The organism is Ruminococcoides bili, from assembly GCF_040093295.1.
Lineage (GTDB): Bacteria > Bacillota > Clostridia > Oscillospirales > Acutalibacteraceae > Ruminococcoides > Ruminococcoides intestinale_A.
The window spans coordinates 1-13,899 of record NZ_JBBNJY010000040.1 but is presented as its reverse complement, the minus strand read 5'-3'; the positions used below and the strand labels follow the sequence as shown (position 1 = coordinate 13,899).

Here is a 13,899-nt window from a genome sequence, read left to right as displayed (position 1 = left end):
GTTTGGTCAATCTTTTCAAAGATTGACCAAACTTTTATAATTGTTTTGCTAAGCGTTCTATAAAAACCTTATAAAATTAACGATAAAATAAAAGCTCCTCAAAAACGAGGAGCTTTTGATATGCATATAAAACTATAAATTAATCAAAGAACTTAGCGTGGATAGCCTTAACAGCCTTATCTGCGTCGTTTTCGTCAATAAGAACAGAAACCTTGATTTCGCTTGTGCTGATCATCTGGATGTTTACCTGTGCATCGTAAAGAGCCTCAAACATCTTTGTAGCAACGCCTGCGTGGCTTTCCATACCTGCGCCGACAATTGAAATCTTAGCTACGCTCTCGTCAACGAGGATTTCTGTACCGTCAAAGTTCTCAATGTAATCTTTGAGAGCCTCGGCAGCTTCGGCACCTCTTGACTTAGGAACTGTAAAGCTGATGTCTTTCTTGCCGTCGTGACCGATTGACTGAAGAATAATATCTACATTGATATCCTTAGCAGAAAGTTTTGAGAAGATTTTAAAAGCAAGACCAGGCTCATTAGGAATACCTGTTACAGAAATTCTTGCAACATCTGTATCTTTAGCAACGCCGCTGATTAACATTTTTTCCATTTTTGTTTTCTCCTTTACTATTGTACCCGATGCTCTTGTCATACTTGAGAGGACTTCAAGCTCGATGTTATATTTTTTAGCCATTTCAACTGAACGGTTGTTGAGTACCTGTGCGCCGAGTGTAGCAAGCTCAAGCATTTCGTCATAAGAAATTTCTTTGAGCTTTCTTGCGTTTTCAACTTTTCTTGGGTCGGCTGTATAAACGCCTTCTACATCTGTGTAAATCTGACAAAGGTCAGCGTGCATTGCAGCTGCAATAGCTACTGCGCTTGTATCGGAACCGCCTCTGCCGAGAGTTGTAATATCGTCTGTTTTAGCAAGGCCCTGGAAACCGGCAACAACAACAATTCTCTTTTTGTCAAGTTCATGACGGATACGGCTTGGGTCAACCTTTTTGATTCTTGCGCTTGTGTGAATGTTGGTTGTTTCAAAACCTGCCTGCCAACCAAGAAGTGATACAGCAGGGTAACCAAGCTTTTCGATAGCCATTGCAAGAAGTGAAATAGAAATCTGTTCACCTGCTGCAAGAAGCATATCTTTTTCTCTCTTTGAACCATTTGGATTAATTTCTTCGGCTTTTGCGATAAGATCGTCTGTGGTGTCGCCCTGTGCAGAAACAACAACTACAACATCGTTGCCCTTAGCGTATGTTTCTGTTACGATTTTAGCCACATTCATTACACGCTCAGCATTTGCTACGGAGCTACCGCCGAATTTCTGAACTATCAAACTCATGTCCTTTTACTCCTCTTTCAATTATAAATCACCTATGCGGATTTTTGAAATAACCTTTGCACCTCTGCTTTCGAGTGCTGCGATTTTTTCAATAATTTCACCATAGGGTAATTGCGCTGTTACAAAGGCAATCTCGCCCTCTGGGCTGTCAGCCTTTTCAATTTTATCTATACAGCCGAATACTTCCTGAGCAAGCTCGAATGTTGTGTTTGCTCTGATGTACATTGCTGTTACCGACTCCTCATAAGGAAGAATATTGTCGCCGTTGCCGTCTGCCCAGAACAAGAACTTTCTTGTCTTTAAGTGTTTGCAGCAGTCAACTACATCGGCTACAACTGCGCTTGCTGTTGGGAGCTTACCTGCGCCCTTGCCGTAGAATACTACATCGCCTGTGCAGTCGCCTCTTACCATAATGCCGTTGAACTCATAGTCAATATTAGCAAGCTGGCTTTTGTTTGGTACAAACATAGGAGCAACGATTATATCAATCTTGCCGTCGTCGAGGCGCTTAACTCTGCCGATAAGTTTAATAACGCAGTTGTAAGCCTCTGCATATTTTACATCTTCAAGAGTAATCTCGGTGATGCCCTCTGTATGTACAAAGTTCGGATAAACATGCTTACCGAAAGCAAGGGAAGCAAGAATACAGATTTTACGGCAAGCGTCGTGACCTTCAATATCTGCGGCAGGGTTTCTTTCGGCAAAGCCGAGATCCTGTGCAAGTTTGAGGGCAGCGTCAAACTGCATACCGTCTTCAATCATCTTTGTGAGGATGAAGTTTGTTGTGCCGTTTAAAATACCTGCAATTTCATCAACAATATTTGCTACAAGGCACTGACTGATTGGGCGAATAATCGGAATACCGCCGCCAACCGATGCCTCAAATAAGAAGTTTACATTTTCGTCTTTTGCAATCTGTAAAAGCTCTGCACCGTGAGCCGCAACTAACTCTTTATTTGATGTTACTACGCTCTTGCCGGACTTAAGGCACTTCTTTACAAAGTCATATGCAGGGTTAAGACCGCCCATAACCTCAACAACAACTCTTACTTCTCTGTCGTTTAAGATGTCGTTAAAGTCCTTTGTAAATCTGTCGGCCAAAGGGCTGTCGGGAAATTCACGCAGGTCAAGAATGTGCTTTACATAAATTTCTTCTCCGATGCTTGCAAAAAGCTTCTGTTTGTGTGTTGTAAGAATTTCGGCTACGCCTGAGCCTACAACGCCGTGGCCCATTATTGCTACTGAAATCATATTCTAAATCCTTTCCTTTCAGTTTGGAATTTATAACTTCCTTATGTATTTAATGAAGAACTGCCTGTAAGCAGACAGTTCTTCAAGATAAACTGACTTAAGCTCCCGGAGCAGATACATTTCCTCCGCTTTCTTCAGGCTTAGGTTCTTCGCCGCCCTGGCTTTCGGCAGATGAGGTATCTCCGCCGCTTTCTTCAGGCTTAGGCTCTTCACCGCCTTGGCTTTCGGCAGAAGAAGTATCTCCGTCGCCACCGCCTGAGTGATTTTCGTCACCGGAATAAGAACTGTCTGAATAATTAGATGATGAATCGTAATTATAATCATCGTAATCATCGGAATCGCTTGAGTCGTAGTAACCGTCCCAACCGCCGTTTGAAGGCATATTGTCTTCTGTGTAATAACCGACATATTTGCCCGAAACATTTTCGGTTGACACAATAAGACCTGAATAAGGGCTGTACTGTGCTTCAATAAGGTTAGACGGGAATTTGAAGTCCTTGTGCTCCATACCGCTTAAGTACGAGCTCATAACCTTGTTGAATGTGCTGGTTGCCACTGTTGTATTTGAAATTGTGTGTGGGTTGTCAAAACCTGTCCAAATTGCAAGAGTTGCATAAGGTGACATACCGCAGAACCATGAGTCCTTGTCGGCATCGGTTGTACCTGTCTTACCGATAATATCCCAACCGCTGATTCTTGCCGAACCTGCGTTTGTATTGACTGAATTGGTTACATTGTAGTGGAGAAGTCTGTTCATAATAGCGGCTGTTGTCGGAGAGTAAGCCTGCTTTGGAACAGCGTTTCTGTTGTCGATAATAATATTGTCTTCGGAGTCTGTGATGTAGTAGTAGGTATATGGGTTGTAGTAAAGACCGCCGTTGCCCATATAGCTGTAAGCTGATGCCATTTCACGGACTGTAACACCGCCTGTAAGACCGCCGATTGAAAGACCGCCCGAGTTGTAAGCGTCCTCTTCGCTAAGGTGTGAAAAGCCCATTTTTGTAACTACCTGTTCGTAAGCCACGCTTGGACCGCCAATCATTTTCATAGCCTGTGCGGCTGTACCGTTTGAAGAAATTTCGATAGCGTCAGGTAAAAGCATTGTGCCCTTGTAACCTGCGTACCAGTTCTTAGGACCCGATACAAGTTCGCCGTATTCGTTGGTTTCGTACTTTTCAAGAGGTGCGTCCTCAATTTGAGATGAGAAGTAAAGCATCTTGTTGTCGATTGCATAAGGATAAACTACAACAGGCTTGATAGAAGAACCCGGCTGGAGAGATGACATTGTCGCTCTGTCCCAGCTTAAAGCCTCTGTCTTTTTGTTTGAGCTGCCTACGGTAGCGATTACTCTGCCGTCAAACCCCATAAGCGTCATAGCTATCTGTAATTCGGGGTCGTTGCTTTTGTCAATGTTTTGAGCTGCATTTTCCATCATTTCCTGTGCTCTTATATCCATAGCGCAGTAGATTTTAAGACCCTCTGTGTAAAGCTTATCGGACGCAGCGTCCTCACTGATGTTGTAGTATTGTGCAAGGTCTTTCTGAGCGTCATAGAAAAGCTCGTCAATGTACCAGTTCTGAATGTAACCGTCGTCGTTGTCGTCTTCATCGTCACGATCGCTTGTGTAGCCTACAAAAGTCATATTTGCAGACTCTTTCATAGCGGCATCGTATTCGTCCTCGGTGATTTTGCCCTGGTCATACATTTCGTTTATGATGATTTCTCGTCTGATTTTATTGTTTTCCGGATAAGAAAGAGGATTCCATTTTGACGGGTTTTGAGTAATGCCTGCGATAGCCGCACATTCTGCGATAGAGCAGTTTTCAATGCTCTTGTCAAAATAAAGCTGTGCTGCCGACTCAACGCCCTGACAGTTGTTGCCGAAGTTTACAACATTGAGGTAAGCCTCAAGAATTTCGTCCTTTGTATATTCGTTCTCAAGCTTGAGCGCTTTGCAGATTTCACGCATTTTTCTTGTGAGAGAAACTTCGTTGTCGTCTGTTATATTTTTGATAAGCTGTTGAGTAATTGTAGAACCGCCGTAAGAATCTGTGCCCGAGGCAAGACTTACTACGGCAGAGAGGGTTCTTGTCCAGTCAACTCCGTGGTGGTCGAAGAAACGCTTGTCCTCAATGGCAACAACGGCGTCTTTCATAGCCTGCGGAATCTTTTGGTTGTCAACCCAAATTCTGTTTTCTGTGCTGTAAAGAGTTTGATACTGTTCAAACTTGCCGTCTGAATTTTGTACCATAATAAAACTTGTCTGATTAAGCGATTTTGCTCTGAGGTCAATGCCTGTCGGTTCGGACGCAAGGCTCGCAATGTAAATTCCGAGCGAAATAGTTGCGATAAGACCCGCAACAACGCATACCGAGAAAATTGTAAAAATAAATTTACCGAGTGCCTTGAAAAATCTTTTTATCGGATTTACCTTGCGAACGGCAGGGTTAATCTCCGGCTGAATATCTTTATATTGACTGATGTCTGTTTCACGCTTGTTACGCATAATTTCTCCTTCTTTGACAAAAACAAAGTTAATCTCTTAAATTTTATCCAAAAACAAAAAATATCAGTTAATGATTATTATACCACTTGAGAATAAAAAAATAAATATAAAAAGCCAAATTTTTCTTAAAAAATAAGCCTTTTACAAAGGAAAATTTTATATAATATAATGTAATATATGTATAATAATACAAATAAGCGGAAATATATAGTTAAAACAGTAAAAAATAAAGCTGAATTTATTGCCGGGAAAGTATTGAATTTAGCAAATTACAGGGAGTTTTTGATGTGAAAAAGCTTATTTGCGCAACAGGAATCATATTAATAGCTTGTGCGGTAACGGGAAATTTATTTACCGCAGGTACAGATGCGTCGGCTCAAACCGTACAGCAGAGCAATACCGAGGATAAGTGTGAGGAAGATGTTTTTATCCTGAAAATAGAGGACGGCTATCTGAATGTTTATTATAAAGAAAGCGGTAATATTTACCTGAAAACGGGAACTATGTCCTCAAATTTGCCGAAAAGCGATGTAATGCAACTTGAAAAAGGTGTTGAAATTACAGGGAAGGAAGCGCTTAGAAGAGCAGTGGAGGACTATTGCAGTTAAAGATTTTTAAAAGTTATTAATAAACTATGTGGATTGCCAATAAAAATAGAAAAGATTAAAATTGCTTGTTGATGTAAACTACACTATTTTGCATTATGTGTATTGACAATTTATGTAATTTGCGGTAGTATTTAAACAATAGTGTAAAACTGCAATTATGAACAAATGTTGTTTTGCGTTATGCTCAAAAACACAAAGCAGACGCAGAAATACAAAAAAGGAGAATGTACATATGATTTCTACCGTTATTGATAAATCACTCGGTCTTGAATTTCCTATTTTTCAGGGCGGTATGGCTTGGGTAGCAGACGCTTATCTTGCAGCCGGTGTTTCAAACGCAGGCGGTCTCGGCCTTATTGCCGCAATGAATTCAAACGGAGAACAGCTCCGTGCCGAAATTAAAAAGTGTAAAGAACTTACAGACAAGCCTTTCGGTGTAAATATTATGCTTATGAGTCCGTTTGTCGAAGAGGCGGTTCAGGTTGTTATCGAAGAGGGCATAAAGGTTATTACAACAGGCGCAGGCAACCCCGGTAAGTATATGCAGAGGTGGCTTGATGCAGGTATTAAAGTTATCCCTGTAGTTCCGAGCGTTGCTCTTGCAAGAAAGATGGAAAAGTTAGGTGCATTCGCAGTTATTGCAGAGGGCGGTGAGTCAGGCGGCCATGTAGGTGACCTCACAACTATGGCACTCGTTCCTCAGGTTGTTGACGCTGTAAACATTCCTGTAATTGCAGCAGGCGGTATTGCAGACGGCAGACAGATTGCTGCGGCATTTATGCTCGGCGCTGTAGGTGTACAAGTAGGTACAAGATTTTTGGTTGCCACAGAATGTACAATCGCACAGGAGTACAAGGACAAAATCATAAAGGCAAAGGATATTGATACAGTTGTAACAGGTAAAAGACTCGGTCATCCTGTTCGTGCTATCCGTAATTCCTTTACCCGTGAATATACAAAGGCAGAATACAACTCATCGGAAGTAAGTGACGAAGAACTTGAAAAGATGGGTGTCGGCAGATTAAGACTTGCTGTAAGAGAGGGCGATGTTTCGCACGGTACGGTTCTTGCAGGTCAGGTTGCCGCAATGGTAAAAAAAGAACAGCCTGCAAGAGAAATCATTACAGAAATGTTTGCTCAGGCTGAAGAAGTATTGAATGGAGCTACAAAATGGGTAAAATAGCATTTGTTTTTTCAGGTCAGGGCGCACAGTACAGCGGAATGGGCAAGGAACTTTACAATTCCTCTGCCGCAGCCAAAAGCGTATATGATATGGCAGACGGTATCCGCAAAGGTACATCTGCACAGTGTTTTGAGGGTACAACAGAAGAACTCTGCAAAACAGTAAACACACAGCCTTGTGTATTTACGGCAGACCTTGCTGCTGCGAGATTCCTTGAAGAAAAGGGTGTTAAGGCTGACTGCGTTGCAGGCTTTTCACTCGGCGAAATTGCGGCTCTTGCTTTTTCGGGTATTCTTTCGGACGAAGAAGCTTTTAAACTCGTTTGCAAGAGAGGCGAGCTTATGGATAAGGCGGCGACCGAAAATCCGGGTGCGATGGCTGCCGTAATGAAAATTACTCCCGAAAAAGTTGAAGAAGTTTGCAAGGGCTTTGACAAGACATATCCTGTAAACTATAACTCGCCTGCACAGACAGTTGTTGCTACAACAAGCGAAAATGCAGAGGCTTTCTGCGAGGCTGTCAAAGCAGTGGGCGGCAGAGCAAAATTGCTTGCGGTAAGCGGTGCTTTCCATTCACCGTTTATGGCAGATGCGGCAAAGGGTCTTGCGGAGTATATGCAGGACATTGAGTTTGCACAGCCTAAAGTAACAATTTATTCAGACTATACAGCAAAGCCGTACGAGGGTGACTACAAGGAACTTGTAAGAGCACAGGTAGAAAATCCTGTAAGATGGCAGACAATTGTTGAAAATATGATTAAAGACGGTGTTGACACATTTATTGAAATCGGTGTCGGCAAGACTTTAACAGGACTTATCAAGAGAATTGACAACAGCGTTAAGGCTTTCAAGGTGGAAACACCCGCTGATTTTGAAGCACTTGACCTTTGATTTTGGAGGATATTATGAAATTTGAAAACAAGACAGCCGTTATTACAGGCGGTTCAAGAGGTATCGGTCTTGCAATAGCTAAAAAACTTGCAAGTCAGGGCGCAAACATTGCTATTCTTTATGTTGGCGATGAGAGCGAGGGCATTGCCGCAAAAGAGGCTCTTGCAGAGTACAACACAAAGGTTGAGCAGTATTTCTGCGATGTTTCCGATTTTAACGCATCAAAAGAGGTTGTTGACAAGGTAATCGAGGAATTCGGCGGAATTGATATTCTTGTAAATAACGCAGGTATCACCCGTGACAAGCTCGTTCTCAATATGGACGAAAAAGACTTTGACGCAGTAATCGGCGTAAACCTCAAGGGCACATTCAATATGATTAAGCACACCTACAAGCACTTTATGAAAAAACGCTACGGCAGAATTGTAAGCACATCTTCTGTTGTAGGTATTATGGGTAATGCGGGTCAGGCTAACTATTCGGCATCTAAGGCAGGCATTATCGGTATGACAAAGTCTGTTGCCAAAGAGCTTGCAGGCAGAGGTGTTACTGTTAATGCCGTTGCTCCGGGTTACATCGGCACAGATATGACAAACGCACTTTCAGACAAGGTAAAAGACGCTATGAAAGCACAGATTCCTGCAAAGCGTATCGGTACACCTGAAGATGTTGCGAATGTAGTTGCGTTCCTCTGCTCTGATGACGCCGCCTATGTAACAGGCGAAGTTATCAAAGTTGACGGCGGACTTGCAATGTAATCGGAGGTGCTTTAATGAGAAGAGTAGTAGTAACAGGTATGGGTGCAATCACCCCTGTAGGTAACGATATAGATACAATGTGGGCAAATATGCTCGCAGGTGTAAACGGTGTTGAAAAAATCACATCATTTGATACTTCTGACCTCAAGGTTCACCTTGCAGGTACTGTAAAGAACTTTGAGCCGGAAAAATATATTGAAAAAAGAGAGTTAAGAAAGCTCGATATTTACTGTCAGTACGCTATTGCGGCAGCACAGCAGGCTGTAGACGACAGCGGAATCCTCGGTAATATTAACGAGGAGCGTTTCGGTGTGTACATCGGCGCAGGTATCGGCGGACTTCACTCATTTGTAAACAATGTAACTGCACTCAACGAGGGCGGCCCGAGAAAGGTATCTCCTTTCTTTATTCCGATGATGATCGGTAACATTGCCACAGGTAATGTAGCTATCCGCTTTAAAGCAAAGGGTGTTTCACTTTCGGTTATGAGCGCTTGTGCAACAGGTACACACTCAATCGGTGAGGCTTTCCACGCAATTAAGGACGGTTATGCAGACGCAATCATTGCAGGCGGCACAGAGGCGGTTATCGCTCCTCTTACAATCGCAGGCTTCCAGAATATGAAGGCTCTTTCCACAAACGAAGATCCCGAAACAGCATCACGCCCGTTTGATAAAAACCGTGACGGTTTCGTAATGGGCGAGGGCGCAGGTATGCTCGTACTTGAAGAATATGAGCACGCAAAGGCAAGAGGCGCTAAGATTTATGCTGAATTTGCAGGTTACGGCAATACTTGTGACGCTCACCATGTTACAGCTCCCGACCCTGAGGGTGCAGGACTTGCAAGAGCAATCAAAATTGCTATGGCAGAGGCTGGTACAACAGATGACGATCAGCTTTATATCAATGCTCACGGTACTTCAACCCACTTAAACGACCTTACCGAAACAATGGCGTTCAAGTCGGCTCTCGGCGAAAAGGCTTACGATGCAAATATCAGCTCAACAAAGTCAATGACAGGTCATATGCTCGGCGCAACAGGCGCAATCGAAGCTATTGTTTCTGTTCTTACTCTCCGTGACGGTATGATTCCGCCAACAATTCACTTAAATGAGCAGGACGAAGAACTTGACCTTAACTACACACCGAACAAGGCAGTTAAGCGTGATGTAACAGTTGCCGCATCTACAAACCTCGGTTTTGGCGGTCATGACGCTTGCGTAGTATTTAAGAAAATCTGATTCGGAGGGCTGTATTTATGTATTCTAAAAACGATGTTAAAGAATTTATCGAAATGCTTGAAGGCTCATCGCTTTCGGTACTTGAAATAAAAAACGGTGACGGTTCGGCTATCCGTCTTGAAAAGGCAATTTCTGCCGCTCCTGCCGTTGTAATGCAGGCAAATGCTCCTGCATCGGTTAACGAATCGGCTCCTGTGGCTGCTCCTGCAGCACCTGCCGCTCCGTCGGCTCCTGTTGCCGAGGGCAAAACAATCAATTCTCCTATTGTCGGCGTATTTTATGCCGCTCCGTCACCTGACAGCAATCCTTATGTTTCTGTGGGACAGAAAATTTCAAAGGGTGACACAATCTGCATAGTTGAAGCTATGAAGTGTATGAATGAAATCCAGTCAGAGCTTGACGGCGAGGTTACAGAAGTTCTTGTTAAGGACGGCGACCTTGTTGAGTACGGTCAGCCTCTGTTCAGAGTTAAATAAGGAGTTACAATGAATCAGGAAGAAATCAAAAAGATATTACCGCATCGTGACAATATGCTGCTTGTTGAAGAGGCAGAAAAAATCGACGATGTTACCTCAAAGGGAAGATATACAATCAAGGGCGACGAGTTCTTTTTACAGGGACATTTTCCGGGCAATCCTGTTGTTCCGGGTGTTATTCTCTGCGAAATGATGGGACAGTCGGCTTGCTGCCTGCTTGCGGGCAAGGTTGAGGGATGCACACCTTTCTTTACAAAAATGAACAATGTAAAGTTTAAAAATCAGGTAAAACCCGGCGATACACTCGAAAGTGTATGTACTCTTACAAAGAGCAAGGGTGTGTTCTATTTTATTGATGCAAAAGGTTATGTTGACGGCAAGCTTTGCGTAAGTGCCGAGCTTTCTTTTGCTCTTATTCCAAATAATAAGTAACTTATTGCAAATTTTCTTTTGGAAGTGATAAAATGTTTTCAAAAATACTTATAGCCAACCGAGGAGAAATTGCAGTAAGAATTATTCGTGCTTGCCGAGAAATGGGTATCAGTACAGTTGCAATATATTCTGAGGCGGACAAAAACGCAATGCATGTTCAGCTTGCTGACGAAAGCTATTGTGTTGGCGGCAGCAGAGTTGCCGACAGCTATCTTAATATGCCTGCTATACTTACCGTTGCCATTGAAAGCGGCGCACAAGCCATTCACCCCGGCTATGGTTTGCTCTCGGAGAATGCAAAATTTGTTTCTCTTTGTGAGCAATGTAACATAAACTTTATCGGCCCTACATCAGAGATGATAAAATTACTCGGCGATAAGGACAATGCAAGAAAAACAATGCGTGCGGCAGGTGTTCCCGTAACACCCGGCTGCGATATTATAGAAGACCCCGTAAAAGCAAGGGAAGAAGCTGAAAAAATTGGTTTTCCGCTGCTTATAAAGGCTCGTTCGGGCGGCGGCGGAAAGGGTATCCGCAGAGTAGACTGCATTGAGCAGTTTGACGAGGCTTTTGCGGCGGCGTCTTCGGAGGCACAGTCTGCTTTTGGTGACGGCGCATGTTATATGGAAAAGTTCATTCACCCCGTAAAGCATATAGAGATGCAGCTTTTGAGCGACAAATACGGTAATACTATCTGTCTGGGTGAAAGAGAATGTTCGGTCCAGCGTAAAAATCAGAAGATGATTGAGGAAAGCCCAAGCCCTGCGCTTGATGACAGAACTCGTAAGGAAATGATGAAAGCGGCTGTAAAGGCTGCAAAGGCTGTAAATTATGTCAATGCAGGTACTGTTGAGTTTTTGCTCGATATGGACAATAACTTCTACTTTATGGAGATGAATACTCGTCTTCAGGTTGAGCATGGCGTTACAGAAATGGTAACGGGTCTTGACATTGTTCAGTGGCAGATAAGAATTGCGGCAGGCGGAAAGCTGACAAGAACACAGGACAGCATTTTTACACATGGAAATGTTATTGAGTGCCGTATAAATGCCGAAGATCCTGAGCATGGTTTCAGACCGAGCTGTGGCAGAATAAAGCGACTTCATATTCCGGGCGGTTCGTTTGTGCGCTTTGATACAGCTATATTTCAGGATTATTTTATTCCGCCTTACTATGATTCTATGATAGGCAAGCTCATTGTTCAGGCAAGAAGCCGTGAGCTTGCGATAAGAAAGATGAAAATGGCTCTTTCGGAGCTTACCATTGACGGAATTGACATCAACCGTGACTTGCTTGCCGAGATTTTGTCGGACGAGCAGTTTGTCAGCGGAGAATATACTACTGACTTTATGCTTGATTTTGAAAAAAAGCATAAGGACGGAAAGAAGTAATAGGCTATGGATTTATTTGCTTTTGTAAAACCGAAAAATGAGCTTGAAAGCAGACCCGAGGAGCAGACCAATGTACCGTTTGTTCCCGAGGAAATGTGGACAAAATGCCCTAAGTGCGGCACTATGCTCCTTACAACAGATATGGAAGAAAACTTCCGTGTCTGCACAAAATGCGGTCATCATTTCAGAATGAATGCAAAACAGCGTGTGGCACTTCTTGCCGATGACGGCAGTTTTTGCGAGCATGACGCCAATATGGCAAGCAAAAACATTCTCGATTTTCCAGGCTATGACCAAAAGCTTGAAAAAGCAAGAGCCACAGGTTCAAAAGAATCCGTAATGTGCGGTGAATGTAAAATCGGCGGTATTGACGCAGTGCTTTGCGCAATGGATTCCGATTTTATGATGGGCAGTATGGGTACGGTAACAGGTGAAAAAATCACCCGTGCTTTTGAATATGCTACCGAAAACGCACTTCCGGTTATAGTTTGCACTGTATCGGGCGGCGCTCGTATGCAGGAGGGTATTCTTTCCCTTATGCAGATGGCGAAAACTTCCGGTGCGGTTAAGCGCCACAGCGACAGCGGACTTTTATACATAACAGTTCTTACCGACCCTACAACAGGCGGTGTTACTGCGTCTTTTGCTATGGAGGGCGATATTATCCTTGCCGAGCCTGATACTCTTGTAGCTTTTGCAGGCCCGAGAGTAATTGAGCAGACTCTCCGTCAGAAACTCCCAAAGGATTTCCAGACATCGGAGTTTGTAATGCAGAAAGGTTTTGTTGACGCTGTTGTAAGCAGAAACAACCTGAAAGCTACACTTGTAAAATTGCTTAAGATGCACGGATACGGGGAGGTGTCGGAATAATGTCTGCTTATGATAAAGTTATGGCGGCGAGAGATGCCAATAAAATTACAACTGTTGATTACATAAATCATATGTTCGGCGACAGCTTTTTTGAACTGCACGGCGACAGGAGATATTCCGACGATAAGGCAGTTGTGGCAGGACTTGCTATGTTGCACGATATGCCTGTAACCGTAATCGGAATTGAAAAGGGCAGAAATACAAAAGAGCGTATGGAGCGCAATTTCGGACAGGCTCATCCGGAGGGCTACAGAAAAGCTCTAAGACTTATGAAACAGGCTGAAAAGTTCCACCGCCCTGTTCTTTGCTTTGTAGATACCAGCGGTGCTTACCCGGGAATCGGAGCGGAAGAAAGAGGTCAGGGACAGGCTATTGCCGAAAACCTTATGGAGATGATGACTTTAAAAACACCCGTGCTTACAATTGTTGTAGGTGAGGGCGGCAGCGGCGGTGCGCTTGCACTTGCTGTTGCAGATGAAGTATGGATGATGGAAAATTCTGTTTATTCCGCAATTTCTCCGGAGGGTTGTGCGTCTATCCTTTGGAAAGACAGTTCCAAAGCTCCGCAGGCCGCAGAGGCACTCAAACTTACTGCGCAGGATTTATTTGACTTGCATGTAATTGAGCGTATTATCAGAGAGCCGAGGGCAGAGGATGCCGCTATGTTTGAAAGTCTAAAACTCTTGATTCAGAGAACTTTTGAAAAAAATCTTGCACTTACCGACGAAGAACTTACAAATGCCCGTTATGAAAGATTCAGAAGAATAGGTGCCGATTTATAATTCTAAGTATAACCGTCTGCTTTGCAGGCGGTTTTTTTGTGGAAATTTTGAGAAGTTGTTTGAATGTAGGGGTGTGGATTAACTTATTTTCGGTCGGGTAACAGAGGCAGAAAAGAGCAATGTTTCTGTCACGAATATAAAAGTTTGGTCAACCTTTTCAAAGAGA

General features: G+C 43.4%; 13 protein-coding genes. 10 read left to right on the top strand and 3 right to left on the bottom strand.

Annotation, left to right across the window (positions count from 1 at the left end):
- Positions 1–139: 139 nt before the first annotated feature.
- The 3 genes from AAAY30_RS09945 to AAAY30_RS09935 all read right to left on the bottom strand — a co-directional run bounded on the left by AAAY30_RS09945 (position 140) and on the right by AAAY30_RS09935 (position 5,102).
- A complete protein-coding gene (locus tag AAAY30_RS09945; RefSeq protein WP_022235550.1) occupies positions 140–1,345 on the bottom strand; it encodes an aspartate kinase in 1,206 nt (401 codons plus the stop codon).
- Positions 1,346–1,366: 21 nt separating this feature from the next.
- Positions 1,367–2,596, bottom strand: coding sequence for a homoserine dehydrogenase (locus AAAY30_RS09940; RefSeq protein ID WP_186936000.1), 1,230 nt, complete (start codon positions 2,594–2,596; stop codon positions 1,367–1,369).
- Between the two features lie 97 nt (positions 2,597–2,693).
- Positions 2,694–5,102, bottom strand: coding sequence for a transglycosylase domain-containing protein (locus tag AAAY30_RS09935; RefSeq protein WP_499215843.1), 2,409 nt, complete (start codon positions 5,100–5,102; stop codon positions 2,694–2,696).
- Between the two features lie 287 nt (positions 5,103–5,389).
- On the opposite strand from AAAY30_RS09935, the gene AAAY30_RS09930 reads away from it, so the two are divergent.
- From AAAY30_RS09930 to AAAY30_RS09885, 10 genes are all read left to right on the top strand, one after another.
- Positions 5,390–5,710, top strand: coding sequence for a hypothetical protein (locus tag AAAY30_RS09930; protein ID WP_186935997.1), 321 nt, complete (start codon positions 5,390–5,392; stop codon positions 5,708–5,710).
- Positions 5,711–5,942: 232 nt separating this feature from the next.
- A complete protein-coding gene (fabK, locus tag AAAY30_RS09925) occupies positions 5,943–6,893 on the top strand; it encodes an enoyl-[acyl-carrier-protein] reductase FabK (RefSeq protein WP_022235546.1) in 951 nt (316 codons plus the stop codon).
- Complete coding sequence (gene fabD, locus AAAY30_RS09920) at positions 6,881–7,783, top strand: ACP S-malonyltransferase (protein WP_302193537.1); 903 nt, start codon at positions 6,881–6,883, stop codon at positions 7,781–7,783. Before fabK ends, fabD begins: the two co-directional genes overlap by 13 nt.
- A 14-nt stretch (positions 7,784–7,797) precedes the next feature.
- Positions 7,798–8,541, top strand: a complete 744-nt coding sequence (gene fabG, locus AAAY30_RS09915) for a 3-oxoacyl-[acyl-carrier-protein] reductase (RefSeq protein ID WP_178585916.1) — start codon at positions 7,798–7,800, stop codon at positions 8,539–8,541.
- A gap of 14 nt (positions 8,542–8,555) precedes the next feature.
- Complete coding sequence (gene fabF / locus AAAY30_RS09910) at positions 8,556–9,782, top strand: beta-ketoacyl-ACP synthase II (protein WP_195410337.1); 1,227 nt, start codon at positions 8,556–8,558, stop codon at positions 9,780–9,782.
- 17 nt (positions 9,783–9,799) lie between these two features.
- Positions 9,800–10,258, top strand: coding sequence for an acetyl-CoA carboxylase biotin carboxyl carrier protein (gene accB, locus AAAY30_RS09905; protein ID WP_186935991.1), 459 nt, complete (start codon positions 9,800–9,802; stop codon positions 10,256–10,258).
- 9 nt (positions 10,259–10,267) lie between these two features.
- The gene (locus AAAY30_RS09900) at positions 10,268–10,690 is read left to right on the top strand and encodes a 3-hydroxyacyl-ACP dehydratase FabZ family protein (protein ID WP_022234170.1); all 423 of its coding nucleotides are present in this window, start codon (positions 10,268–10,270) and stop codon (positions 10,688–10,690) included.
- A gap of 32 nt (positions 10,691–10,722) precedes the next feature.
- Positions 10,723–12,081: an acetyl-CoA carboxylase biotin carboxylase subunit gene (gene accC / locus AAAY30_RS09895; protein WP_249375841.1), complete on the top strand. Its 1,359-nt coding sequence runs from the start codon at positions 10,723–10,725 to the stop codon at positions 12,079–12,081.
- A 6-nt stretch (positions 12,082–12,087) separates the two neighbouring features.
- On the top strand, positions 12,088–12,951 hold the full coding sequence (accD, locus tag AAAY30_RS09890) for an acetyl-CoA carboxylase, carboxyltransferase subunit beta (protein WP_022234172.1): 864 nt from the start codon (positions 12,088–12,090) through the stop codon (positions 12,949–12,951).
- A complete protein-coding gene (locus AAAY30_RS09885) occupies positions 12,951–13,733 on the top strand; it encodes an acetyl-CoA carboxylase carboxyltransferase subunit alpha (protein ID WP_022234173.1) in 783 nt (260 codons plus the stop codon). Before accD ends, AAAY30_RS09885 begins: the two co-directional genes overlap by 1 nt.
- Positions 13,734–13,899: the final 166 nt, after the last annotated feature.

Bases quoted from the DNA above. Each gene is read 5' to 3' on its own strand.
- AAAY30_RS09945 (WP_022235550.1), bottom strand. From the start codon at position 1,345: ATGAGTTTGATAGTTCAGAAATTCGGCGGTAGCTCCGTAGCAAATGCT.
- AAAY30_RS09940 (WP_186936000.1), bottom strand. From the start codon at position 2,596: ATGATTTCAGTAGCAATAATGGGCCACGGCGTTGTAGGCTCAGGCGTA.
- AAAY30_RS09935 (WP_499215843.1), bottom strand. From the start codon at position 5,102: ATGCGTAACAAGCGTGAAACAGACATCAGTCAATATAAAGATATTCAG.
- fabK (WP_022235546.1), top strand. From the start codon at position 5,943: ATGATTTCTACCGTTATTGATAAATCACTCGGTCTTGAATTTCCTATT.
- fabD (WP_302193537.1), top strand. From the start codon at position 6,881: ATGGGTAAAATAGCATTTGTTTTTTCAGGTCAGGGCGCACAGTACAGC.
- fabG (WP_178585916.1), top strand. From the start codon at position 7,798: ATGAAATTTGAAAACAAGACAGCCGTTATTACAGGCGGTTCAAGAGGT.
- fabF (WP_195410337.1), top strand. From the start codon at position 8,556: ATGAGAAGAGTAGTAGTAACAGGTATGGGTGCAATCACCCCTGTAGGT.
- accB (WP_186935991.1), top strand. From the start codon at position 9,800: ATGTATTCTAAAAACGATGTTAAAGAATTTATCGAAATGCTTGAAGGC.
- AAAY30_RS09900 (WP_022234170.1), top strand. From the start codon at position 10,268: ATGAATCAGGAAGAAATCAAAAAGATATTACCGCATCGTGACAATATG.
- accC (WP_249375841.1), top strand. From the start codon at position 10,723: ATGTTTTCAAAAATACTTATAGCCAACCGAGGAGAAATTGCAGTAAGA.
- accD (WP_022234172.1), top strand. From the start codon at position 12,088: ATGGATTTATTTGCTTTTGTAAAACCGAAAAATGAGCTTGAAAGCAGA.
- AAAY30_RS09885 (WP_022234173.1), top strand. From the start codon at position 12,951: ATGTCTGCTTATGATAAAGTTATGGCGGCGAGAGATGCCAATAAAATT.